The 23,987-nt window shown below is 69.4% G+C and carries 18 protein-coding genes; 11 read left to right on the top strand and 7 right to left on the bottom strand.

Annotation, left to right across the window (positions count from 1 at the left end):
• Nucleotides 1–115 precede the first annotated feature (115 nt).
• From ACP699_RS06240 to ACP699_RS06205, 8 genes are all read left to right on the top strand, one after another.
• On the top strand, nt 116–1,765 hold the full coding sequence (locus ACP699_RS06240) for an ABC transporter substrate-binding protein (RefSeq protein WP_082524250.1): 1,650 nt from the start codon (nt 116–118) through the stop codon (nt 1,763–1,765).
• Nucleotides 1,762–2,742: an ABC transporter permease gene (locus ACP699_RS06235; protein ID WP_017828823.1), complete on the top strand. Its 981-nt coding sequence runs from the start codon at nt 1,762–1,764 to the stop codon at nt 2,740–2,742. The genes ACP699_RS06240 and ACP699_RS06235 overlap by 4 nt, the downstream gene beginning before the upstream one ends.
• Nucleotides 2,739–3,653: an ABC transporter permease gene (locus ACP699_RS06230; RefSeq protein ID WP_055873668.1), complete on the top strand. Its 915-nt coding sequence runs from the start codon at nt 2,739–2,741 to the stop codon at nt 3,651–3,653. Before ACP699_RS06235 ends, ACP699_RS06230 begins: the two co-directional genes overlap by 4 nt.
• Entirely contained in the window at nt 3,650–5,377 is a 1,728-nt protein-coding gene (locus ACP699_RS06225; protein WP_426170040.1) for an ABC transporter ATP-binding protein, read from the top strand. The genes ACP699_RS06230 and ACP699_RS06225 overlap by 4 nt, the downstream gene beginning before the upstream one ends.
• 38 nt (nt 5,378–5,415) lie before the next feature.
• Nucleotides 5,416–6,585 carry a glycoside hydrolase family 1 protein gene (locus tag ACP699_RS06220; protein WP_055864873.1) on the top strand — a complete coding sequence of 390 codons (1,170 nt, stop codon included), beginning with the start codon at nt 5,416–5,418 and terminating at the stop codon, nt 6,583–6,585.
• A 63-nt stretch (nt 6,586–6,648) separates the two neighbouring features.
• A complete protein-coding gene (locus ACP699_RS06215; RefSeq protein WP_235563112.1) occupies nt 6,649–8,190 on the top strand; it encodes a molybdopterin-dependent oxidoreductase in 1,542 nt (513 codons plus the stop codon).
• A 61-nt stretch (nt 8,191–8,251) separates the two neighbouring features.
• Complete coding sequence (gene metG / locus ACP699_RS06210; protein WP_127482698.1) at nt 8,252–9,844, top strand: methionine--tRNA ligase; 1,593 nt, start codon at nt 8,252–8,254, stop codon at nt 9,842–9,844.
• Nucleotides 9,845–9,873: 29 nt separating this feature from the next.
• Nucleotides 9,874–10,752, top strand: a complete 879-nt coding sequence (locus ACP699_RS06205; RefSeq protein WP_141387345.1) for a TatD family hydrolase — start codon at nt 9,874–9,876, stop codon at nt 10,750–10,752.
• Here ACP699_RS06205 and ACP699_RS06200 read toward each other — a convergent pair.
• A complete protein-coding gene (locus ACP699_RS06200; RefSeq protein WP_426171540.1) occupies nt 10,731–11,981 on the bottom strand; it encodes an MFS transporter in 1,251 nt (416 codons plus the stop codon). The two genes, ACP699_RS06205 and ACP699_RS06200, sit on opposite strands and share 22 nt — an antisense overlap.
• A 90-nt stretch (nt 11,982–12,071) precedes the next feature.
• Between ACP699_RS06200 and rsmA the strand changes: the two genes are divergently transcribed.
• The 3 genes from rsmA to ACP699_RS06185 are packed head-to-tail and all read left to right on the top strand — an operon-like array spanning nt 12,072 to nt 14,970.
• Nucleotides 12,072–12,953, top strand: a complete 882-nt coding sequence (gene rsmA, locus ACP699_RS06195; RefSeq protein ID WP_055873656.1) for a 16S rRNA (adenine(1518)-N(6)/adenine(1519)-N(6))-dimethyltransferase RsmA — start codon at nt 12,072–12,074, stop codon at nt 12,951–12,953.
• A gap of 9 nt (nt 12,954–12,962) precedes the next feature.
• Entirely contained in the window at nt 12,963–14,030 is a 1,068-nt protein-coding gene (gene mgrA / locus ACP699_RS06190; protein WP_127482696.1) for an L-glyceraldehyde 3-phosphate reductase, read from the top strand.
• Nucleotides 14,031–14,037: 7 nt separating this feature from the next.
• Nucleotides 14,038–14,970: a 4-(cytidine 5'-diphospho)-2-C-methyl-D-erythritol kinase gene (locus ACP699_RS06185; RefSeq protein WP_082531362.1), complete on the top strand. Its 933-nt coding sequence runs from the start codon at nt 14,038–14,040 to the stop codon at nt 14,968–14,970.
• Nucleotides 14,971–14,998: 28 nt separating this feature from the next.
• On the opposite strand, the gene ACP699_RS06180 is transcribed toward ACP699_RS06185, so the two are convergent.
• The 6 genes from ACP699_RS06180 to ACP699_RS06155 form a co-directional block, all read right to left on the bottom strand.
• Entirely contained in the window at nt 14,999–15,460 is a 462-nt protein-coding gene (locus ACP699_RS06180) for an Lrp/AsnC family transcriptional regulator (protein WP_055875950.1), read from the bottom strand.
• 259 nt (nt 15,461–15,719) lie between these two features.
• Nucleotides 15,720–17,393, bottom strand: a complete 1,674-nt coding sequence (locus tag ACP699_RS06175) for a helix-turn-helix domain-containing protein (RefSeq protein WP_055873649.1) — start codon at nt 17,391–17,393, stop codon at nt 15,720–15,722.
• A 124-nt stretch (nt 17,394–17,517) separates the two neighbouring features.
• The gene (gene menC, locus ACP699_RS06170; protein ID WP_055873646.1) at nt 17,518–18,624 is read right to left on the bottom strand and encodes an o-succinylbenzoate synthase; all 1,107 of its coding nucleotides are present in this window, start codon (nt 18,622–18,624) and stop codon (nt 17,518–17,520) included.
• Nucleotides 18,621–19,496, bottom strand: coding sequence for a GNAT family N-acetyltransferase (locus ACP699_RS06165; protein WP_426170031.1), 876 nt, complete (start codon nt 19,494–19,496; stop codon nt 18,621–18,623). Before ACP699_RS06165 ends, menC begins: the two co-directional genes overlap by 4 nt.
• Nucleotides 19,493–20,647 (bottom strand): M20 family metallopeptidase, encoded by a 1,155-nt coding sequence (locus ACP699_RS06160; protein WP_055873642.1) that lies wholly within the window; start codon nt 20,645–20,647, stop codon nt 19,493–19,495. The genes ACP699_RS06165 and ACP699_RS06160 overlap by 4 nt, the downstream gene beginning before the upstream one ends.
• Nucleotides 20,647–23,979, bottom strand: a complete 3,333-nt coding sequence (locus ACP699_RS06155; RefSeq protein WP_055873640.1) for a serine hydrolase — start codon at nt 23,977–23,979, stop codon at nt 20,647–20,649. The genes ACP699_RS06160 and ACP699_RS06155 overlap by 1 nt, the downstream gene beginning before the upstream one ends.
• Nucleotides 23,980–23,987: the final 8 nt, after the last annotated feature.

Here is a 23,987-nt window from a genome sequence, read left to right as displayed (position 1 = left end):
GGGTTGCGATCGCAAAATGTATGCGCTTACAATCACTGAGGCGGCGCAGGATGCCGTTCATGACAGAGACGACATGAGGTGGCAGATGTCCGGTGGAAGAACACCGAGAGGGCGCGTGATCCAGCGCTGGCGCCGAGCGGCGATCGTAGGCCTGGCGGCCGTCGCGGTCGCACTCAGCGGCTGCAGCATCCAGATCACATCCCAACCCGATCCGTCGATCGGCGCCGACACGATGCTGATCAACGCCGACAAAGGCAACCCGTTCTTCACGAAGAACTTCAACCCGTATCTCACCAACACGCGCACGGCGTCGCGGTGGATCTACGAGCCGCTGATCCTGATCAACCCGCTCGACGGCACCCAGAACCCGTGGCTCGCGTCCGAGTGGTCCCAGCCCGACGCCCGCACGATCGTGATGACGATCCGCGACGACGTGACCTGGAGCGACGGCGAAGACCTCACTCCCGAGGACGTCGCCTTCACGTTCCAGCTGTTGAAGGACAACCCGTCCCTCGACATCAAGGGCGCATGGCAGCACCTCGAGAGCGTCGAGACCGAGGGCGGCGACGTGATCCTGCACCTCAAGACCGACGACGCTCCTTCCCTGTCGATCCTCGGGCAGACCATGATCGTCCCTGAGCATCTCTGGGCCGATGTGAAGGACCCCGGCACCTACCGCAACGAGACGCCGGTCGGCACCGGCCCCTTCGTGCTCGGCAACTACAACGACCAGCAGTACTCGATGGACAAGAACCCCGACTACTGGCAGGCCGACTCGATCGAGATCGAGCACATCATCCTCCCCGCCACGAACTCGCAGCTGGACACCGTCAGCCGCGGCTACGACTGGGCCTACGCCTTCATCTCCGATGTCGAGGGCACGTGGGGCGCGGCGAGCGAGCACAACTCCTGGTGGTTCCCGCCGGGCGGCGTGATCGCGCTGATGCCGAACCTCGAGGTCGCACCCTTCGACGACGTGAACGTGCGCCGTGGCATCGCGCTCTCCCTCGACCGCGCGGAGATCGCCGAGACCGCCTCCGAGGGATACATGAAGCCGGCCGGTCAGACCGGGCTCATCCTCCCCAACCAGGAGCAGTACCTGGATCCGAGCATCCCCGACCAGGGCATGATCACGCAGGACAAGGATGCCGCCCTCGCCGCCTTCGCCGAAGCCGGATACTCCCTCGACGGCGATCGCCTGGTGGATGGGAACGGGGAGCAGCTGGAATTCGCCCTCACCACCGCCAACGGCTTCACCGACTGGACCAGGGCCGCGCAGACCGTGCGCAGCCAGCTCGCCGACGTGGGCGTGAAGGTCACGCTCAAGCTCCCGCAGCCCGCGGGTTACCAGAGCGCGATCAGCAACGGCGACTTCGAGATGGCGATCGGCGGCATGGGCAACGGCGACGTCTACCAGGCGTACAACAACCTGCTCTCCAGCGAGTTCTACGTACCGTCGGGAGAGCCGACGGCGAACAACTTCGAGCGCTACAGCTCGGAGAAGGTCGACGCGCTGCTCGCGGAGTACCGCGAGACCGTCGACACCGCCCGCCAGGCCGAGATCGTGAAGGAGCTGCAGGGCATCGTCTACGACGAGATGCCCGTGATCGGCCTCTACTACGGCGGCATCTGGGGCCTGTTCAACGACGCCAAGTTCACCGGCTGGCCGAGTGAGGAAGACCCGTACATGATCCCGCAGAACTACGACTCCGCGCCGCTGATGATCTTCACGCACCTGAAGCGGGTCAAGGGGGACGACCGATGAAGTACGCGCTGCAGAAGTTCGGCCTGTTCGTGCTCACGCTGTGGGCCGCGGTCACCCTGAACTTCTTCCTCCCGCGGATGATGCCGGGTTCTCCGGCGGATGCCGCCATCGCGAAGCTGTCCCAGAACGGGCCGGTGTCCGATGCCACGCGTGCCGCCATCGAGGCGCAGCTGGGCGTCCCGACCGGGTCGCTGTGGGATCAGTACATCGCCTACCTCGGTCAGGTCGTCCGGCTCGACTTCGGCGTCTCGTACACGTTCTACCCGCAGTCGGTGTCGAGCATGGTGTCCACGGCCCTGCCGTACACGATCGGCCTCGTCGGCATCGTCACGATCCTCGCGTTCGTGATCGGCACGCTGATCGGCGTCTCGGCGGCCTGGCGACGGGGTACCTGGCTCGACAGCCTCCCGACGCTGACCGGCTCGTTCCTCAGCACGTTCCCCTACTTCTGGACCGCGCTGCTGCTGCTGTTCTTCTTCGGCTACGTGCTGCACTGGTTCCCGACCACGGGCGCCTACTCCGCGACGACGACCCCCGGATTCACATGGGAGTTCCTCGGAGACCTGCTCAGCCACGCGTTCCTTCCCGCGCTGACGATCCTGCTCACCTCGCTGGGCGGATGGATCATCGGGATGCGCAACGCCATGATCAACACGCTCGGCGAGGACTACATCACGTTCGGCGAGGCGAACGGCCTGCACGGGCGCACGATCGCCCTCCGCTACGCCGCGCGCAACGCGATCCTGCCCAACCTCACCGGCTTCGGGCTCACGCTCGGCGGTGTCGTCGGCGGATCGATCCTCGTGGAGCAGGTGTTCGGGTATCCGGGCATCGGGTATCTGCTGTTCAACGCCGTGATCGGGCAGGACTACCCGCTCATGCAGGCGCTCTTCCTGATGATCACCGTGAGCGTGCTCATCGCCAACTTCCTCGTTGACATCCTGTACGGGGTACTCGACCCAAGGACCCGCCGATGACTTCCACCATGAACGTCAAGATCCCCGCCGAGCGCATCGCCGCGCCCAGCCCGTGGCGTGCCTTCGGGCGCATGGTCGCCACCCTCTGGAGCAACGGCAAGGCACGGCTCGGACTGTGCATCCTCGCCTTCTTCGTGCTGGTGGCGGTGTTCGCCCCGCTCCTGGCCCCGTACGGCGCGAAGGACAACACCTTCGAGCGCAACGCCGATGCCTCCTGGGCGCACTGGCTCGGCACGACGGCGGCGGGGGAGGACGTGCTCAGCCAGCTCATCTACGGCGCGCAGATCAGCCTCCTGGTCGGCTTCGCCGCCGGCATCCTGTCCACCATCGTGGCCGTGCTCATCGGCCTCAGCTGGGGATACATGCGCGGCTTCGCCGGCGAGGTGGTCGGCTTCATCGTCAACCTCTTCCTGGTGATCCCCGGACTCCCGCTGATGATCGTGATCGCCGCGTACCTGCAGAACGGCGGCATCCTGATGATCATCGCGGTCATCGTGGTGACCGGCTGGGCGTGGGGTGCTCGCGTGCTCCGCAGCCAGACGCAGTCGCTGCGCGGCAACGACTTCGTCACCTCGGCGCAGTTCTCGGGTGACAGCAGGGCGCGCATCGTGTTCCGCGAGATCCTGCCGAACATGACGTCGATCATCGCCGGCACGCTCTTCGGAGCGGCCACGGCGGCGATCCTCGCGGAGGCGGGGCTGGAGTTCCTCGGCCTCGGCGACTCCAGCATCGTCAGCTGGGGCACCATGCTCTACTGGGCGCAGAACTCCAACTCCCTGCTCACCGGACAGTGGCTGCTGCTGTTCGCCCCCGGTCTGTGCATCGCACTGCTGGCGCTGAGCCTGACACTGATCAACTTCGGCGTGGACGGCATCTCCAATCCGCGCCTGCGAGAGGGGAAGGGCCGATGACCGCCATGGCACCCGAGACCACGCCGATGCCGAACGACATCCTGCTCGACGTGCAGGGGCTCTCCGTGGAGTATGCCTCGCCGGGCACGAAGCCCGTCACCGCGGTCGAGAACGTCTCGTTCTCGCTGCGCCGCGGCGAGTTCGTCGGGCTGGTCGGCGAGTCGGGGTCCGGCAAGTCGACCCTCGGCTTCGCGCTCACCCGACTGCAGAAGCCGCCGGCGCGGATCAGCGCAGGGCGCATCCTCTTCGGGGGCCGCGACATCCGCGAACTGGATGCGGAGGAGCTGCGTCGCCAGCGCCAGGGCGGGTTCGCCATGGTGCTGCAGTCGGGCATGAACGCGCTCAACCCGGTGCGCACGGTCGGCAACCACTTCCGCGACATCTTCGCCGCGCACGGCCACGTACCCAAAGACGCGCGCGATGCACGCGCCAGGGAACTGATCGGCAAGGTCGGACTCGACGAGTCGGTGCTCGCCCGCTACCCCGGTGAGCTCTCCGGCGGCATGCGTCAGCGCGCGTCGATCGCGCTCGCGCTCTCGCTCGAACCGCAGCTGATGGTGTTCGACGAACCCACCACCGCGCTCGACGTGCTGGTGCAGCACGCGGTCATGGACACGATCAAGGAGCTGCAGCGCGCCGAGCATTTCACGGCCATCCTCATCAGCCACGACCTCGGCATCGTGCTCGAGGCGACGGACAGGGTGATGGTGATGCACGAGGGCCACATCGTCGAGGACGCCAGGAGCATCGACATCCTCGAACGCCCGCAGGACGAGTACACGCGGATGCTGCTGAGCCACTACGCAGACCCTCGGGCGGAGAAGATCGAGATCCCCGGCTTCCTCGACGCCGGTACGCGTCGTCGCGAAGGACGCGCGCGGACCGATGTCACCGAGACGCTGCCGACCGTCTCGTCGCGCGACACCCGTCGTGCGGATGCGGCGATCGTGGTGCAGGGCGTCTCGAAGCACTACCCGGCACCGCGGCGGGGACAGGACGCCGTGACCGCGGTCGACGACGTGTCGTTCCGGCTCGAACCGGGCGAGGCGCTCGCGCTCGTCGGCGCCTCGGGCTCGGGCAAGTCGACCATCGCCAAGATGCTCACCGGCGTCGAGAAGCCGACCTCCGGCACCGTGCACTTCGGCGATGTCGACGTGGCGTCCCTCAAGCGGCGGGGTCTGCGCGATCTGCGCAAGGACGTGCAGATGGTCTTCCAGGACCCGTATGCGGCACTGAACCCGCTGCACACCGTCGAGTACGCCCTCACGCGCCCGGTCATGAACTACACCACGCTGCGGGGAGCCGAGGCCAGGGCCCGCGTGCTCGAACTGCTCGAGACGGTCGGCCTCACGCCCGTCGAACAGTTCGCGGCGAAGCTGCCCCACCAGCTCTCCGGCGGACAGCGGCAGCGCGTCGTGATCGCCAGGGCGCTCGCGAGCGACCCGCAGGTGCTGATCGCCGACGAGCCCGTCTCGATGCTCGACGTCTCGCTGCGCGCCGGGGTCCTGGCGCTGCTGGAGGACCTGCGCGAGAGATGGGGCATCAGCATGCTCTACATCACGCACGACCTGCTGAGCGCGAGGCTGGTGACCCAGAACATCCTGGTGCTCAACGGCGGACGCGTGGTCGAACGCGGCGAGACCGCGGAGGTGCTGCAGCATCCGGAGGATCCGTACACGATCCAGTTGCTGGACGCCGTGCCCAATCCCACACGAATCCGATAGAACCCTCGATCCGTACATCAACACCGAGAGGAGCACTCGTGCTCGCATTCCCCGACGGCTTCCTGTGGGGTGCCGCGACAGCGGCCCACCAGGTGGAGGGCAACAACACCACGAGCAACTGGTGGGCGATGGAACACGCCCCCGGCTCGCCCATGGTGGAGCCCTCCGGCGACGCCGCCGATCACTTCCATCGCTACCCGGAGGACATGCGGCTGCTCGCCGACGCCGGGCTGAACTCCTACCGGTTCTCGGTGGAGTGGGCGCGGATCGAGCCCGAGCGCGGCTTCGTCTCCCGGGCGATGCTCGACCACTACCGCCGCATGATCGACACGGCGCGCGAGAACGGGCTCGACCCCACGGTCACGCTCATGCACTTCACGGTGCCGCAGTGGTTCCAGAAGGACGGCTTCTGGCGCGCCGATGATGCGGTCGACCTGTTCGCCCGCTACGTCGAGACCGTGCTGCCGATCCTCGACGGCATCGACTACGTGTGCACCATCAACGAGCCGAACATCGCCGCGATGCTGGCCGGGGGAGAGGACGCGGCGAATCTGGTCGCCTACGGCCTCCCGAACCCCGACCTCGCGGTGGCCGACACGCTGCTCGCGGCGCACCACCGTGCCACCGAGATCCTGCACTCGGTACCGGGAGTCAAAGCCGGATGGACGATCGCCACGCAGGCGTTCCACTCCACCGGTGAGCCCGGCGCCGACGAGATGCTCGCCACGTACGGCGACCCGCGCGACCACTGGTACCTCGACCAGTCGGCCGGCGACGACTTCGTCGGAGTGCAGGCCTACACCCGCACCTTCATCGGCCCGGAGGGTCCGCTGCCGGTGTCGCCGGACGTCGAGACCACGCTGACCGGCTGGGAGTTCTTCCCCGAGGCCCTCGAGATGGGTGTGCGCAGCGCCTGGGAGCGCAGTGGCGGCGTGCCGGTGCTCGTGACGGAGAACGGCATCGCGACCGCCGACGACACCCGGCGAATCGCCTACACGCAGGGAGCGCTGGAGGGGTTGCACCGCGCGATCTCCGACGGCATCGACGTGCGCGCTTACCAGCACTGGAGCGCCCTGGACAACTACGAGTGGGCCAGCGGCTTCCGGCCCACGTTCGGGCTGATCGGCTTCGACCACGAGACGTTCGCGCGCTCGCCGAAGCCCTCGCTCGCGTGGCTGGGTGAGGTCGCGCGCCGCAACGGTCTCTGAGACCGGTCGACGACCCCGCCTCGGATGCGCCCCCGGCATCCGTGGCGGGGTTACCCTCGGGTCATGACGAACGCCATGCACGCGACCAGGGAGGACACGCTCCGCTCGGCCGCAGCCGGACTGAGCGCATCGTTCCTCGCCGTCGGCCTGGCGGAACTCGTCGCCGCGGTGGTGGAGCCGAGCGCGAGTCCGTTCGCCGTGATCGGCAGCGGGCTCATCGACCTCGCACCGAGCTGGGCGAAGGACACAGCCATCGCGCTGTTCGGCACCGGCGACAAGGTGGCGCTGATCGTGGGCATCGCCTTGGTGCTCGTGGTCGTCGCCGCCGGCGCGGGCATCCTGGAGCGTCGACGGTCCGGTGTCGGCGCCGTGATCCTGGGAGCACTCGGCGTCCTCGCCGTCGTCGCCGCGATGATCCGCCCCGGTGCGGGGCCGTTCGCCTGGCTTCCCGGTCTCGTCGCCGGTCTGGTCGCGGTGATCGTCCTGCGCCTCCTCGTCGCTCGACTGCGTCCGGTCGCCGGCCTGCCACCCGACGGCGAGGATCGGAGACGGTTCCTGATCTGGACCGCCGGGGTCGCCGCCGCCGGCGCCGTCGCCCTCATCGTCGGCAACGTCGCCCGCGGCGCGACCCGTTCGATCGAGGCGGTCCGCGCGGCACTGCGACTGCCTGTCGCGGCACGACCGGCCGCCCCGGTCGCCGCCGGCGCGGAGCTGGGGATACCCGGCCTCGCCTCCGTCGTGACCCCGAACGCGGAGTTCTACCGCATCGACACCGCACTGATCGTGCCGCAGGTCGATCCTGCCGACTGGTCGCTGCGCATCCACGGGATGGTCGACCGCGAGGTGGAGATCACCTGGGACCAGCTGCTCGCCATGCCGATGCAGGAGTCCGACGTGACGCTCGCGTGCGTGTCGAACGAAGTGGGCGGCTCGCTGATCGGCAACGCCCGCTGGCTGGGTGTGCCGGTGCGGGAGCTGCTCGCACGTGCGGGCGTCGACGCCGAGGCCGACATGGTGCTCTCGACCTCCGCCGACGGCTTCACGGCATCGACCCCGATCGAGGCTCTGACCGATGACCGCGACGCCCTGCTCGCGGTCGGCATGAACGGCGAGCCGCTGCCGATCGAGCACGGCTTCCCGGTGCGGATGGTGGTGCCGGGGCTCTACGGCTACGTGTCGGCCACGAAGTGGGTCACGCAGCTGGAGGTGACGCGGTTCGACCGTGCGAAGGCCTATTGGACGACGCGGGGATGGTCCGATCGCGGACCGGTCAAGCTGCAGTCGCGCATCGACGTGCCACGCCGCGGGCAGTCGATCCCGGCGGGAGACGCGGTGATCGCCGGAATGGCCTGGCAGCAGCACGTCGGCATCGCCGGCGTCGAGGTGCGCATCGACGACGGTCCCTGGCGTGCCGCGGAACTCGCGACCGCCATCTCGGCCGACACGTGGGTGCAGTGGAGCATCGACTGGGTGGCGGAGAGCGGCGCGCACACCGTCGAATGCCGGGCGCTCAGCGTCGATGGCGAGACGCAGACAGCGGATCCGGCGGCCCCCGCGCCCGACGGCGCGCAGGGGTGGCATCGGATCGACGTGTCGGTGGCGTGAGCCGGGGGAGACCTCCGGCGCACGGCGTAACCCCCCGCGGTATCCCGCCTAGAATTGCTCCATGCCCGCAGGCGAATCCTTCTACATCACCACGCCCATCTACTACCCGTCCGACGTGCCCCACATCGGCCACGGGTACACGACGGTGGCCGTCGACACGCTCGCACGGTGGCACCGCCAGGCGGGGGATGACACCTGGATGCTCACGGGCACCGACGAGCACGGGCAGAAGATGCTGCGGGCCGCGGCGGCGAACAACGTCACCCCGCAGGAGTGGGTCGACAAGCTCGTCAGCGAGAGCTGGTTCCCGCTGCTGACGACGCTCGACGTCGCCAACGACGACTTCATCCGCACCACGCAGGAACGCCACGAGACGAACGTGCAGACGTTCTTCCAGCGCCTGTACGACCGCGGCTACATCTACGCGGGCGAGTACGAGGCGCTCTACTGCGTGGGCTGCGAGGAGTTCAAGCCCGAGTCGGAGATCGTCGACGGCACCGGTCCCTTCGAGGGGCTGAAGGTCTGTGCGATCCACTCGAAGCCGCTGGAGCTGCTGCAGGAGAAGAACTACTTCTTCAAGCTCAGCGAGTTCCAGGACCGTCTGCTCGAGCTCTACAAGACCCAGCCCGACTTCGTGCGCCCCGACTCGGCACGCAACGAGGTCGTCTCCTTCGTGAGCCAGGGCCTCAAGGACCTGTCGATCTCGCGGTCGACGTTCGACTGGGGCATCCCGCTGCCGTGGGACGAGTCGCACGTCATCTACGTGTGGGTCGACGCCCTGCTCAACTACGCCACGGCGGTGGGCTACGGCTCCGACGAGGAGACGTTCGAGCGTCGCTGGCCCGCGTACCACGTGGTCGGCAAGGACATCCTGCGCTTCCACGCCGTGATCTGGCCGGCGCTGCTGATGGCGGCCGGCCTCGAGGTGCCCAAGGGTGTCTTCGCGCACGGCTGGCTGCTCGTCGGCGGCGAGAAGATGTCCAAGTCGAAGCTCACCGGCATCGCGCCGACCGAGATCACCGATGTCTTCGGTTCCGACGCCTACCGCTTCTACTTCCTCTCCGCGATCGCCTTCGGCCAGGACGGCTCGTTCTCGTGGGAAGACCTGTCGGCCCGCTATCAGGCCGAGCTCGCGAACGGCTTCGGCAACCTCGCCTCGCGCACGACCGCGATGATCGAGAAGTACTTCGAGGGCGTCGTCCCCCCCGCGGCCGAGTACACCGAGAAGGATCTCGCGATCCAGAAGATCGTGGCGGATGCGGCGACGAACGCGGATGCCGCGGTCGCGCAGTTCCGCATCGACGAGGCGATCTCGTCGATCTGGACGATCGTCGACGCGCTGAACGGCTACATCACCGTGAACGAGCCGTGGGCGTTGGCCAAGCAGGCGAACAGCGGAGACGAGGACCAGCGCGCGCGTCTCGGCACCGTGCTGTACACCTGCGCCGAGGGCCTGCGCGCGCTCGCGGTGCTGCTCTCGCCGGTGATGCCGCAGTCGACCGAGAAGCTCTGGATCGCCCTCGGGGCCGCCGAGACCCTGGGCCGTCTGCAGGACCAGCCGATCCGCGAGGCCGGCACCTGGGGCGTGCTTCGTCCCGGTACCAGCGTGAACGGCCTCGCCCCGCTGTTCCCGCGGGTGGAGACCACGGCCTGAGCCGCGGCCCGACGACGGAGCCCGACGACATGGCCGAGACCTACGTGCGTGAGCGCTCGGGGGACGGACGCAAGGATCTGAAGTATCCGTCCGCCCCCGAGCCGCTGACGGTTCCGGTATACGACAACCATGCGCACCTCGAGATCGTCGACGGCGACGAGCCGCTGTCGCTGACCGAGCAGCTCGACCGCGCGGCGGCCGTGGGCATCGCCGGGGTCGTGCAGGCCTCGGGCGACATCGAGTCGTCGCGGTGGGCTGTCGAGGCCGCGGCATCCGATCCGCGCGTGCTCGCCGCCGTGGCGATCCACCCCAACGACGCGCCGACCTATGCCGAGGAAGGTCGTCTCGACGAGGCGATCGCGGTGATCGACGAACTCGCCGCCCATCCGCGCACCAGGGCGATCGGCGAGACGGGCCTGGACTTCTTCCGCACGGAGCCCGAGCGGCAGGCGCCGCAGTTCGAGTCGTTCGAGGCGCACATCGCCCTCGCGAAGAAGCACGGCATCGCGATGCAGATCCACGATCGCGACGCGCACGAGGCGGTGCTGGAGACGCTCGCCCGCGTCGGTGCGCCGGAGCGCACGGTGTTCCACTGCTTCTCGGGCGATGACGCGATGGCCCGCATCTGCGCCGACGCCGGTTACCACCTGTCGTTCGCGGGGAACCTCACGTTCAAGAACGCCCAGAACCTGCGCGACGCGCTGCAGGTCACCCCGCTCGATCGCATCCTGGTCGAGACGGACGCCCCGTTCCTCACTCCGGTGCCGCTGCGAGGCCGCCCGAACGCGCCGTACCTCGTGCCGATCACGGTGCGCTTCATGGCTGCGGAGCTCGGCATCGACGTGGATGAGCTGTGCGCCCAGCTCGCCCAGAACACCCTGCGGGTCTACGGCTCGTTCGCCGACTGACTCGCGGGTTCCGCGTCTTCGGGCCCGGTGTCGGCGATGGGCTTCGCCGACACGATCTGTGAGATGGGCTTCCACACCAGCAGCAGCGTGAGGGCCGCGCCGACGAACGCGAACCACCACGGCGCGGTGAGCCCCCATACCTGGGCGATCACGCCGCCGATCGCCTGTCCGACGACCATGCCGCCGAAGACTCCGACCATGTTCACCGAGGCCACCCGCCCCTGCAGCTCGGCGGGCACCAGGCGCTGCCGCACGGTCGTGGAGATCGTGCCCCACACGAACGCATAGGCGCCGAAGAAGAACATGATGACCAGCGCGACCCAGCCGGTCGTGGTCAGCGCGAACGACAGGTGCATGAGCACTTCGAGCGACAGCACCACCCGCATCAGCGTCGCGAAGGACACGTGCCTCTCCAGCCAGCCGAAGCTGAGCGTCGCGAGGATGCCGCCGGCCGCTGACGCGGTCGTGAGCGCTCCGTAGCCGACAGCGCCCATGTGCAGGTGCTCGGTGGCGTACAGCACGAGCACGCCCCAGGGGGCTGCCCAGGTGATGTTGAAGACCAGGATGATGAGCACGAGCATGCGCACCGGAGGGTTGCGCCACAGCCAGCGCAGACCTTCGGCGATGTCGGTGTGCACGGGCGGGTGCGTATCGGTCTCGCGGGGCGGGACGGGCGTCTTGGCCATGCGCGAGATGAGCACGACCGCGAAGCTCACGCACACCACCTCGAGCAGGAACGGCCAGGCAGTGCCCGCGGCGAACAGGAACGCGCCCAGCGGCGGGCCGGCGAACTGGTTCGCCACGAGGTATCCGGCCTGCAGACGAGCGTTGCCGATCCCGAGGTCGGCGGGCTTCACGAGCATCGGCAGCAGAGTGCTGCCCGCCGTGTCGACGAAGACCTCGGCGGTGCCGTAGAGGAACGCGACGGCGAGCACGATCCAGATGTTCGCGACGCCCGTGATGAGGAAGATGCACAGCGCCGCGAGCACCACGGCCCTGGCGGCGTTCGCGAACATGACGAGGCGCCGACGGTCGAAGCGGTCGGCGATCGCGCCCGCGTGCAGCCCGAACAGCAACCAGGGGAGGAACTGCAGGATCGCACCGGCCGCCACCAGGATCGGCGAGGAGGTCATCGACGCGATGAGCAGGGGAGCGGCCGCGAGGGCGACGCCGTCGCCGATGTTGCTCGTCCACGAGGAGGCGAGCAGCCACCGGAAGTCCCGGCCCATGCGGCGGGGCGCGACGAGTTCACCGAGGGAGGGCACCAGAGAAGACTACTGACGGCGGGAGACATCGGTGCCGTGGGGGAGAATGGGAGGATGACCGTCACCCTGCTCGGCGCCACCGAGATCCGCCGCCTCGCCGCCGAGCTCGACGTCACCCCGACGAAGAAGCTCGGCCAGAACTTCGTGACCGACGCGAACACCGTGCGCAAGATCGTGCAGGCGGCCCGCGTGCAACCGGACGAGCGCGTGGTCGAGGTCGGCCCGGGGCTCGGGTCGCTGACACTCGCGATCCTGGAGACCGGCGCATCGGTCACGGCCGTCGAGATCGATCACCGCCTCGCGGCCCGCCTCGCGCAGACCGCCGCCGAGCACGGCGTCGAAGCCGACCGCCTCACGGTCGTCGATGCCGATGCGCTGCGCATCACCGAGCTGCCTGGCGAGCCGACGGTGCTGGTGGCCAACCTGCCCTACAACGTCTCGGTGCCGGTGCTGCTGCACTTCCTCGAGAACTTCGCCTATCTGCAGCGCGGTGTCGTGATGGTCCAGGCCGAGGTCGCCGAGCGGCTGGCCGCCAAGCCCGGTTCGAAGATCTACGGCTCGCCCAGCGTCAAGGCCGCCTGGTATGGCGAGTGGAAGCTCTCCGGGAACGTCTCCCGTCAGGTGTTCTGGCCGGTGCCGAACGTCGACAGCCTGCTCGTCGGCTTCGACCGTTCCGCGGGGGAGCGGGGCACCGAAGAGGAACGTCGTCGCACGTTCCGGATCGTCGACGCCGCCTTCAACCAGCGTCGCAAGATGCTCCGTCAGGCGCTGTCCGGCATCTTCGGCAGTTCCGCGGCGGCCTCCGAGGTGCTGATCGCCGCCGGCGTCGCGCCGACGGCTCGTGGCGAGGACCTCACCGTCGAGGACTACCAGCGCATCGCACAGCACGCGGCCGCGTCCGAGGTTCTCACTGACGACGTCGCTCCCACCCAGTAACCTGGCACCGTGAACGAGTCCCCCCGCTTCCGCCCCGATGTCCCCGAGCTGCACCGTCCGTACGCGGCCGACGAGAGTCGCTATCAGCAGTTCGCCTACCGGCAGGTCGGCACCTCCGGCCTGTACCTGCCGCCGATCTCGCTCGGGCTGTGGTGGAACTTCGGCGACAACATCCCGCTCGACAATCAGCGCGCACTGCTGCGCCACGCGTTCGACCGCGGCATCACCCACTTCGATCTGGCGAACAACTACGGTCCGCCCTACGGCTCGGCCGAGAAGAACTTCGGCCGCATCTTCGCCGAGGACTTCCGCCCGTACCGCGACGAGCTGATCATCTCGTCGAAGGCCGGATGGGACATGTGGCCGGGGCCGTACGGAGACTTCGCGAGCCGCAAGTACATCCTCGCGAGCGCCGAGCAGTCGCTGACCCGCATGGGGCTCGACTACGTCGACATCTTCTACTCGCACCGAGTCGACCCGGTCACCCCGATCGCTGAGACGGTCGGCGCCCTCGATACCCTCGTCCGCCAGGGCAAGGCGCTCTACGTCGGCATCTCGTCGTACAGCGCCGAGCGCACGGCAGAAGCCGTCGCGGTCGCGAAGGACCTCGGCACACCGCTCGTCATCCACCAGCCGGCGTACTCGATCCTCAACCGCTGGGTCGAAGACGGACTGACCGACACGCTCGAGCAGTCGGGCCTCGGGGCGATCGCCTTCACGCCGCTGGCGCAGGGGCTGCTCACCGACAAGTACCTCGGAGACGGCACGGCCGAGCGTGCGCAGAAGCGCGGCTCGCTGCCCGAGGGCCGGCTCACAGAGGAGGCCGTCCAGACGCTGCGCTCGCTCAACGAGGTCGCACAGGGTCGCGGCCAGTCGCTCGCGCAGCTCGCGCTGCAGTGGACGCTGCGCACGCCCGTCGTGGCCTCCGCGCTGATCGGAGCCTCGCGTCCGGAGCAGCTCGACGAGAACATCGCGGCCGTGAACGGCCCTGCCTTCACCACCGAGGAGCTGGCCCGCATCGACGAGCTCGCCGGTGCCATCGACGTCAACCTGTGGGCGAAGTCCTCGGAGCTGTGAGCCGATCATGAGCCATGCCGCGTTCGCCGATTCCGTGCACGTGCGCGCCCCGGGCAAGATCAACGTCTTCCTCGGGGTCGGCGGCCGGCATGACGACGGCTACCACGCGCTGGCGACGGTCTTCCAAGCGGTCTCGCTCTACGAAGACGTGATCGCACGCCCTGCCGACGACTTCTCGGTCACGGTCTCTGGTGTGGAAGACATCGACTCGGTCCCCCTCGACGATCGCAACCTGGCGATGCGTGCGGCCAAGCTGCTCGCGGTGGCGGTCGATCACCGGGGCGGCGTCGCGCTCGAGATCCGCAAGAGCGTGCCCGTGGCCGGCGGCATGGGCGGCGGATCAGCCGATGCCGCGGCCGCGCTGGTCGCCTGCGACGCACTGTGGGGCACGGGCCTGTCGCAGACCCGTCTGCACGATCTGGCCGCCCGCCTCGGCGCCGATGTGCCGTTCGCGCTGCACGGCGGCACGGCGGTGGGCACCGGCCGCGGCGATCAGCTCAATCCGGCGCTCGCACGGGGTCGCTTCGACTGGATCCTGGTGCCCAGCGAGCAGGGCCTCTCGACGCCCGTGGTCTACGAACGTCTCGACCTGCTGCGCGAGGAGGAGGGGGCCCTCGCCGACGACCCGCCGCTGTCGCTGGACGTGCCGATCCCGGTGCTGCAGGCTCTCCGGTCGGGCGACCCGGTCCAGCTCGCCGAGACGCTGTTCAACGACCTGCAGGCCGCGGCCCTCTACGAACGGCCCGACCTCGCCGAGACGATCCGGCAGGGCGTCGCCGCCGGAGCGCTCCAGGGCATCGTGTCGGGATCAGGACCCACGGTCGCGCTGCTCTGCCCCGACCCCGAGACGGCACAGGACGTGCAGTCCTCCCTGCGGGAGACCGGTCTCGATCCGCTCCACGTGCACGGTCCGGTGCCCGGCGCGCGCATCATCGGCTGAGCGGACGCCGTTTCGGCGGGATGCGGCCTCACCCCGCGTTGAGCAGGGCGCTCACACGGTAGGGGATCACCTCGCGGAGGAAGAGACTCGTCGAGGTGCGGAGGATGCCGGGGCATAGGCGCACGACTTCTGCCACGCGGTAGAGGTCGTCCGGGTCCTTGGCGACGACCCGCAGCAGCAGGTCGGTGTCGCCGGCGGGAGCGAAGCACTCCAGCACCTCGGGCACGCGGCTGAGGGCATCGATGGCGGCGGTGATCTGATGCTGATCCAGCTCGACCAGGATCGACGCCGCGACGCCGCGGCCCAGGGACTGGGGGAGGATGCGCGAGCTGTGCGCGCGCAGGTATCCGTCCGATTCGAGGCGGTCGAGACGGGCATGCACCGTGCCGCGGGCGAGACCCAGATCCTGGGCGATCAGGGCGACCGGCCGCCGCGGGTCCGTGTCGAGCACCGTGAGGATCCTCCGGTCGGTCTCGTCGAGGTTGGCCATTTCGATCACCGTCGCCTTCGTCATCGGGTCATGATTGATCGAACCGATCAATCAGAATCCACTCTATGGTCTTCGTGATCGCCGTGTGTTGGAATCAGTGTCAGAAACGCAGGATGTCGGCCACGAGCGGACATCGAGCGCACTCGACGCGGAGGCCACGAGCCCGCAGTCGCCGAGTGCAGACGGCGACGGGCCACGAGCCTCAGTCGGCCCCGTCCCGATGAGGGGCGGGGCAGGCGCTGTCATCGCACGTCGTGCGTCAGTCGCGGGGCACCAGCAGTCGCAGCTGAACCATGGCCGAGAACCGGGCTTCCGGATCGGTCAGATCGAGTCCGCTGATCTCCGACAGGCGGCGCAACCGGTAGCGGAACGTGTTGGGGTGCGTGTAGACCCGTGCGGCGGCGACCGCCACATCTCCGAAGGCGTCGAGCCAGGCCCGCAGCGTCTCGACCAGATGCGTGCCCTTCTCCCGGTCCTGCGCCAGCAGCTGCGCGACCGGACCGGTCGGCTGGTCGCCCCGGGCGCGGACGAGGTCGCCGAGCTCGACCAGCAGGGCCTCCATCTGCACGGCCGTGAAGCGTGCCACGGGTTCGCGCGAGGGCGCCTGACGGACCACACGGAGCGCGCGGTCGGCGTTCGCGCGCGACGACGGGATGCTCGCTGCCTCCTGCGCCACGGTGCCGACCCCGATGCGGATCTCGCTCGTCGCGCCGAGCCGGCCGAGGAAGTCTGCCGCGACCCGCGCGGCACGGCTGTCGGCATCGCTGGTCTGTGCACCGCCGTGATCGGCGTCGCCCTGCTCCGGTCGGATGCCGACGACGGCGTACACGACGTTTCCGATCACGGCCACCGCCGAACGGAGATACACGGCGCCCAGATGCACGGCGAACGCATCGGCGATCCGCTGCCGCTCGGCAACTCCGCGGGCTCCGGCGGACGGCTCGTCATCGACCTCTTCTGTGGCCGACAGCGCGAGCACCACACACCGGTGGTCGCTCAGACGAAGTCGCGCCGTCGCATCCGCCGCCCCCGGGCCTCCTTCGAGGATCGTGGCGAGCAGGTCGGCGCGCAGCCGACGCTCGACGTCCGCTCCGGCGCGCAGCCGCAGCAGATGTAGCGCCACCAGGCCCGCGGAGTCCTTGAGCGCCTGCACGCGATCGGGGGAGAGGGGCTCCTGCACCGCGGCCCAGATCGAGCCGAGGATCTCATCGCCGGCGCGTACCGCGAGCGCCACGCGGGGGAACGAGGGGAGGCCCTCGGTGTTGAGCACAGGACCGACGTCGATCGGATCCTCGCTGCGGTACAGCTCCTGGAAGACGCCGCGCTCCTCGAGCTGCCGGGCGAACCGTTCGGGCACCTGCCGACCGAGCACCGTCTCGATGCGGGCCGGATCGGCTTCGTGCTGGCGGCCGGAGAACGCGACCACCCGGGAGTTGCGGTCCTCGATCGTGACCGGCGCATTCAGCAGGGTCGCGATCGCATTCGCGAGCGCGAACAGGTCGCCGGAGGGCATCCCGCCTAGCGTCGTGGCCGCCTGGTCGCCGACGTCGCCCTCGGCGATCAGCGAGCGCAGCATCGCGGTCAGCTGTGCCCACGACGCACCGCGGGTGAGGGCGAGGACCGGGATGCCGCTGGCCTCGGACGCTTCGCGCACCGGCTGCTCCGCCCGCACCGGAGCGCGCAGCACGAGGGCGGAGGCGTGCTGGGCGGCGAGGGTCCGCAGCAACGCGGCGATCTCATCCGCATCGCTCAGCCCGACGCCCAGCACGAGCGCACCGCGCATCGGCATCGCGTCGTCGAGAACGTCGTGGATCACGACGGTCTCGATCTCGGCGTCGTCGTCGGCCGCGCCGCTCACCACTTCGAGCAGTGTGGTGCCGAGGTCTTCGATGACCCGGCCGAGGCTGGCGCGGGGCCTGGTCGTCACGGACATGAGCACAGGGCCCAGGCTAGGGGGCGACCGCCGGTCGCGGAGCTGTGGGGCACGACGAAATCGTATCGACTCTTCGTCGATCTCGACAGGATCATCGTGCCCCACTCGGGACGTCAGCCCGCGTTCAGATGGTGATCCACTCGGTGCGCACCGTCACGGCGTCCAGCGCATCGGGATCGGGGGTGACCCCGATCCCCGGCCCCGTGGGAACCGTGAGCGTGCCATCTTCCACGACGAAGGGATCGGTGATGTCACGCGAGTAGTAGCGGCCGGAACCCGAGGTGTCGCCCGGGAGCGTGAAGCCCGGCAGGGCGGCGAGGGCGACGTTCGCCGCGCGCCCGATCCCGGTCTCCAGCATCCCGCCGCACCACACCGGGATGTCGTTGGCGACGCACACGTCGTGGATGCGACGCGCTTCGAGGTACCCGCCGACGCGACCCGGCTTGATGTTCACGATGGAGCACGCGCCGAGCGCGATCGCGTCCGCCGCCGCCCTGGCCGACACGATCGACTCGTCCAGGCACACCGGGGTCGCGATCGCCCTGGCCAGCTGTGCGTGGCCGAGCAGATCCTCCTCGTCGAGCGGCTGCTCGATCAGGAGCAGGTCGAACGGGTCGAGCTTGGCGAGATGCCGCGCATCGCCGCGGTGGTAGGCGGTGTTCGCGTCGACCTGCAGCAGCACGTCGTCGCCGAAGCGCTCGCGCACGGCGCGCACGGGCTCGATGTCCCATCCCGGCTCGATCTTGAGCTTGATGCGCACGTAGCCCTCGTCGAGGTAGCCGCCCACCGCGCCCAGCAGCTCGGGGATCGAGTCCATGATCCCCACCGAGACGCCGCAGTCGACCCGGTCGCGGACGGCGCCGAGCTCGCGGGAGAGGGGCACTCCGGTGGCCCGCAGCTCGGCATCGAGGATCGCCAGCTCGACGGCGGCCTTCGACATGCGATGCCCCTTGAACTTCGCGAGAGCAGGAGCGACGCCCCCGGCATCCAGATCCTTCACCTGGGCGAGCGCCGGCAGCAGGAATCGAGTGATCACATCGACGCTCGCCTCGACGTACTCCGAGGAGTACAGCGGGTCGTTCATCGCGACACCCTCGCCCCAGCCCTCCGCCTCGTCGGTGACGGCGCGGACCACCAGCGCCTCGCGCACGGTCTGCACGCCGAACGACGTCCGAAACGGCGACACCAGCGGCATCTCGATCACACGCAGCTCGAATCCGGTGAGCTTCATCCCTGTTCTCCTCTGTCGATGGTGTACGCGCCGGAGCGGTCGAACGAGAGCACGCGCCCTCCACCCTCCAGCGATGATCCGAGAGTCTCGCGCAGCGCCAGACGCCACGCGGTCGCAAGCGCCGGCTCCGTGAGGCGCAACGTCTCGATGTCGCGCGGCAGTGCCACGCGCACCAGTCGCGCGTCGGTGCGATGGCGGAGCGGTCCGAGATCCTCGCCCACACCGAGCAGCGGCTCGGCGGCCGCGATGTCGCGCGCAGCGTCGAATGGCTCCCCGTGACAGGCCGCCACGACCCGGGGGTCGCGCACGTACCAGGTCACCAGCATCCGGTCGGTGTCGTCGGCACCGTTGAGAGCGTCGGCCATGTGCCCGTAGAAGTTGCGGTGGTACGACGTCGGCGTCGCGGCGAGCTTCACGAGGTTGAAGTGCGCGTTGCGGCTGATGAGCGGGTCGAAGGTCCAGGAGATCTCGTCGAGTCCCTCCTCCAGCGCCCACGCGCGCTGATGCACCTTGAGGGCGAAGCCGACGCTGCGCCCCCGCATCCGCGACGAGACACCGGCGATGTGGCTGTGCAGGGCGCGCTGATCGGGCGCGGCGAAGAATCCGAAGCATGCGCCGACGAGCTCGTCGTGCTCGAACGCGCCGCCCACATAGCTGCCGGCCTTCGACAGGGCCCGCAGAGTCTCGACGTTGACGGGGGAGGTCTCGCCCTGCTTCGTCCAGATGCTCTGGAACAGCGCGGCGACCCTGGCGAAGTCGCTCACTTCCGAGAGCAGGCGGATCTCCACCCCGGCTCTCGTGGCGGCGGCGATCGCGGCGTCGGAGGCTTCCTCCGGCGAGGCGCGGAAGGCCGCGGCATCCGTCATGCTCATACCCTTCCTCCTGCCGGCGTCCCGTGCCCTGTAGCGGATCTCTCTCGGTCAGCCAGTGCGGCGGCGATCAGCTCCCGCAGCAGCAACGTGCGCTCGGGGATCATCGCGACCGCCACATGCTCGTCGTCGGCGTGCGCGCCGCCGCCCACAGCGCCCAGGCCGTCGAGTGTCGGTACGCCGAGAGCCGCGGTGAAGTTGCCGTCGGAGGCCCCGCCGACCGCGACACCCTGGAACGGCGTCAGGCCGGAGCTCTCGCCGATCGCGACGGCCTGTGCGAACAGGTGCGCCGATGATCCCGGCTCCAGTGGAGGACGGTTCGCACCACCCTCCACGCGGATGGACGCACCCGGAAGCGTCGCGGGGATGGCGCGGAGCGCCGCATCCACCCTGTCCTGCTCGGCGACCGTGCGCACCCGCACATCGACCGCGAACTCCGCCTCGGCCGGCACCGTGTTCGTGGTGCTGCCGGCGCGCAGGAGCGTGGGGGTCACGCTGGTTCCGGCGTTCGCGTCGCCGAGCCGGGAGATCGCGAGCAGCAGGTGCGCGGCCTCGACCGCGGCGTTCACACCGCGTTCCGGTTCCAGTCCGGCGTGCGCCGCCCGCCCCGCGATATGCACTCGGTACAGCGAGACGCCCTTGCGGGCGATCTTCACGGCGCCGTCGTCGGCTGCCGCTTCGAGCACGAACGCCGCGGTGCAGCCGAGCGCCTCCTGCTCGATCAGCGTGCGCGAGCTGGGAGAGCCCAGCTCCTCGTCTCCCGTGATCAGGATGCTGACGCCGGTGCGGTCGGGCAGCGCCGCCACGGCGTGCAAGGCCATCACGACCCCGGTCTTCATGTCGAAGCATCCCGGGCCGCGCAGCACGCCATCGTCGACCCGGAAAGGAAGCCGCTGTAGCGAGCCGAGGGGCCAGACCGTGTCGTGGTGGCCGAGGACGAGCACGACCGGATCGCCGAACCGCCAGCGCAGGTGGGTGCGCCCGTCGATCACGATGCGCTCCGGCGCTGTGCCCAGAAGCCTTTCGCCGAGGGCCGCGAGGACACCTGCGCTGCGGGCGACGGCATCGAGGTCGTCCGACGGCGACTCGCAGGAGACGAGTGTCTCGATTTCGGCCAGGACCAGGTCGAGGTCCGGGCCCGCCTGCACGCTCATCACGACACCTTCGGCGCTGCGCGCACGCCGTGGTGCAGATAGCGCTCGCCGCTGGGCAGGGAGTAGAAGACCACGGCGTGCCAGGCCTGCTCACCCTCCGTGCGCATCACGAACTCGCCGGGGCGGACGGGCACCAGCGGGTGCTCCTGCACGGGGTCGGGGAGCAGCGCCGCGAGGGGACCGTTCAAGGTCGTGCGCATGCGCAGTCCCTCGTCGTCGCGGAAGATCTCGGTGCGCACACCGGCCCGGTCGTAGATGCCCTCGAATTCCGAGAAGTCGGCGGTGAAGGGCTCCTCGGGCGGGACGAGTCCCGCAGGCAGGTGCACGTCGGCGACCTCGGCGAAGATCTCCCCGAAGAGCGCGTCGTACAGGTCGCGGGTGTTCCCGCCGTTGGCGAGCAGGGTGACCGCAACGCCCTCGTCGAGCAGGATGCGCAGGAAGGACGACTGTCCGATGGTGTTGCCGTCGTGGCCGACGAGCTTGCGGCCGCCCCAGTCGAAGCGGATCCAGCCGATGCCCCAGCTGTCGCCGATCGAGTACGGATCGGGCACATCGACCTCGTGCTGCTGCATCCGCTCCACGCTGGCCTCCGAGAGCACCCGCGTGCCGTCGGCGGCCAGGCCCCCGGTGAGGTGCATGCGGGCGAACGCGAGCACGTCGGCGGTGGTGGAGTTGATGAGACCCGCCGGCCCCATCGAGCGGGGGAGCATCCACGCCGGGGCGAGCGTCGGTCCCTCGTCGCCGACCTCGGTGTGGCCGCTCGCCGCGCGGAACATGATCGCCTCCTCCGGCAGCGTGCACGAGTGCGTGAGCCCGAGCGGGGTGAACAGCAGGTCTCGCATGGCCTGATCCCAGCTGGTGCCGGTGATCTTCTCGATCACGCGGCCGGCGAGCACGAATCCCGAGTTGCAGTACGACATGGTCGCACCGAGCGGATGGTTCTGCGCGACCCCGTCGAGCAGCGCGACGTACTTCTCGAGGGTGTCGTCACCGCGACCGGTGTCGGTGAACACGTCGCCGTCGATCCCGCTGGTGTGACTGAGCAGGTGGCGCATCGTGACGGTGCGGGTGACTTCGGCATCGGACGAGGCGAACTCCGGCACGTAATCGACGATCGGGGCGTCGAGATCGAGCCGACCCTCGTCGACCAGGCGCATCACCACGGATGCCGTCCACACCTTGCCCATCGAGCCGATCTGGAAGACCGAGTCGTCGGTGGTCTCGATCCCGGTGCGCACGTTGAGTATGCCGTGATGGGCATACACCGGATCCTCGCCGAGGCGGAGGATGCCGAGCGTCGCACCGGGAACCTTGTGCGCCTCGGCGAGGGCACTCAGCCGCTGCTGCCAGTGACGGGCGTCGAGACGTGCGCGCACCGGCTTTCCCGCCGGCGGCGCATACTGCTCCACCCAGTCGATCACCCGTCGGGAGTAGTCCGCCCGGTGCGAGGGAGGGCCGGAGAGCACGAACAGGTGCGAGCCGCCGGGGTACAGCACGAGCCGCGTGGGAACGTTCCGCTCGCGCAGCGCCGTGAACCACTGCTCGGCCTGGCCCACCGGGCAGCGGTCGTCCGCCGCGCCATGCAGGATGAGAGTGGGAGTGGTGACCCGGTCGACCTGCGTGTACGGCGACTGTGCCGAGATGCGCTCCTCGTCGCGCCAGGGCAGACCGCCGTTCTCCTTCGCGGAGAGATGGTGGCCGAAATCGGAGGTTCCGCCCATCGAGAACAGGTCGGTGACCACACCTCCGGCCACGGCCGCGGCGAAGCGGTCGTCGCGCGAAGTGAGGTAGCAGGTCATGAAGCCGCCGTAGCTGTACCCGGTGACGGCGAGGCGGGCCGGGTCCGCGATGCCCTCTGCCACGAGCAGGTCGATCGGCTCGAGGAAGTCGTTCGCGTCACTGACGCCCCACTCGCCGGAGACCGCGGCGAAGAACGCGTCACCGTAGCCGTCGCTGCCGCGGGGGTTGAGGGTGAGGATCGCCCAGCCGCGGCGCGCGAGCACCTGGTGGTACGGGTGGATGAGGTCAGCAGCACCGTTCCAGGCGTTGTGCGGCCCGCCGTGCACGTCGAGCAGCAGCGGGAGAGGCCCCGTGGCGTCGGGATCGCGGCGCAGCCATCCAGTGACCACGGTGCCGTCGGAGATCGTGAAGCGGCGTTCCTCGGCCGGGACGAGTTCGACGTCGGGCGTGCCGTATGCGGTGAGGATGTGCGTCGGTCCGCCGCCGAGGTCCACGAGGGCGACGTCGCCGAACGACTCCGGCGTCGCGAGCACGATCGCGGCCGAGGATCCGGCGATCGACAGCCCCGACACGTTCGCGGTGCCGTCCACGAGCGACACGGCGCCCGTGCCGTCCTGTGCCACGCGGTACACGTGCGAGTAGCCGTTGTCGCGCAGGCAGAGCACGATGTCGCCGTCGTCCGTGAACTTCGGCATACCGCCGGGGTAGCCGGGACCACCCGGCATCACGTTGCGGTCGAGGCTCGCCGTGACGTTCCGTGCATCGCCGCCGTCGATCGGGAAGAGCAGCAGGTCCGCATTGCCGACCTCGGTGTCGGTGCGTCCGACCGCGAGCACATGGCGACCATCCGGGGTCCAGCCCACGGCCGTCGCCTGCACATCGGCGGCGCTGACCTGCACGGCCTCGCTGTTCGGATCGGTCGAGGAGCGCACGAACACGGGGATCCGCATCGTCAGATCCGCGTCGTCGTCGACGCTCGTGGAGTAGGCGATCCGCGTGCCGTCGGGCGACCAGAACGGCTCGGATGCGTGCGAGCGCCCGTGAGTGAGCACCGTGATCTTCCCCGAGGCGACGTCGAGCACATGCAGCTGCTGCACCAGGGTGCCGAGGTTGCCGGCGCCGTCTGCCTTGTAGCCGAGCCGGTCGGCTGCGGTCGGTGCCGACCGGCGCGCGAGGATCGTCTCGGCCCCTTCGCCAGGGAGCGCCGCGCTGTCGACCGGCGCGGTGAAGGCGATGCGCTCTCCATCGGGACTCCAGGTGGGTGCGCCGGCGCCGAGGGGAAGCGTCGTGACCTCGTGTGCCTCACCCCCTGCGGACGGAAGGAGCCAGATCTGCGCCGGTCCGTCCTGCGCACGCAGGAACGCCAGCTGCGAACCGTCCGGGCTCCACACCGGAGTCGAGTCCGCGCTCGCGCGGGTCAGTGCGACGGGGGTCCCGCCGGTGGCCGGCACCTGCCACAGCGCTCGCGTGTCGCGGTCGCCGTCACGGTCGGTCGTGCGCAGCACGAAGGCCACGCGTGTGCCGTCCGGAGAGAGGGCGGGCTGCTCCGGCGTGCGGACGGAGAGCAGATCGTCGACGGTGACGCGGTTCATGAGAGCTC

The sequence above is a fragment of the Microbacterium sp. DWRC1-3 genome (assembly GCF_049896645.1).
GTDB classification, from domain to species: domain Bacteria; phylum Actinomycetota; class Actinomycetes; order Actinomycetales; family Microbacteriaceae; genus Microbacterium; species Microbacterium maritypicum.
This window is presented reverse-complemented; position numbering and strand designations above follow the sequence as displayed.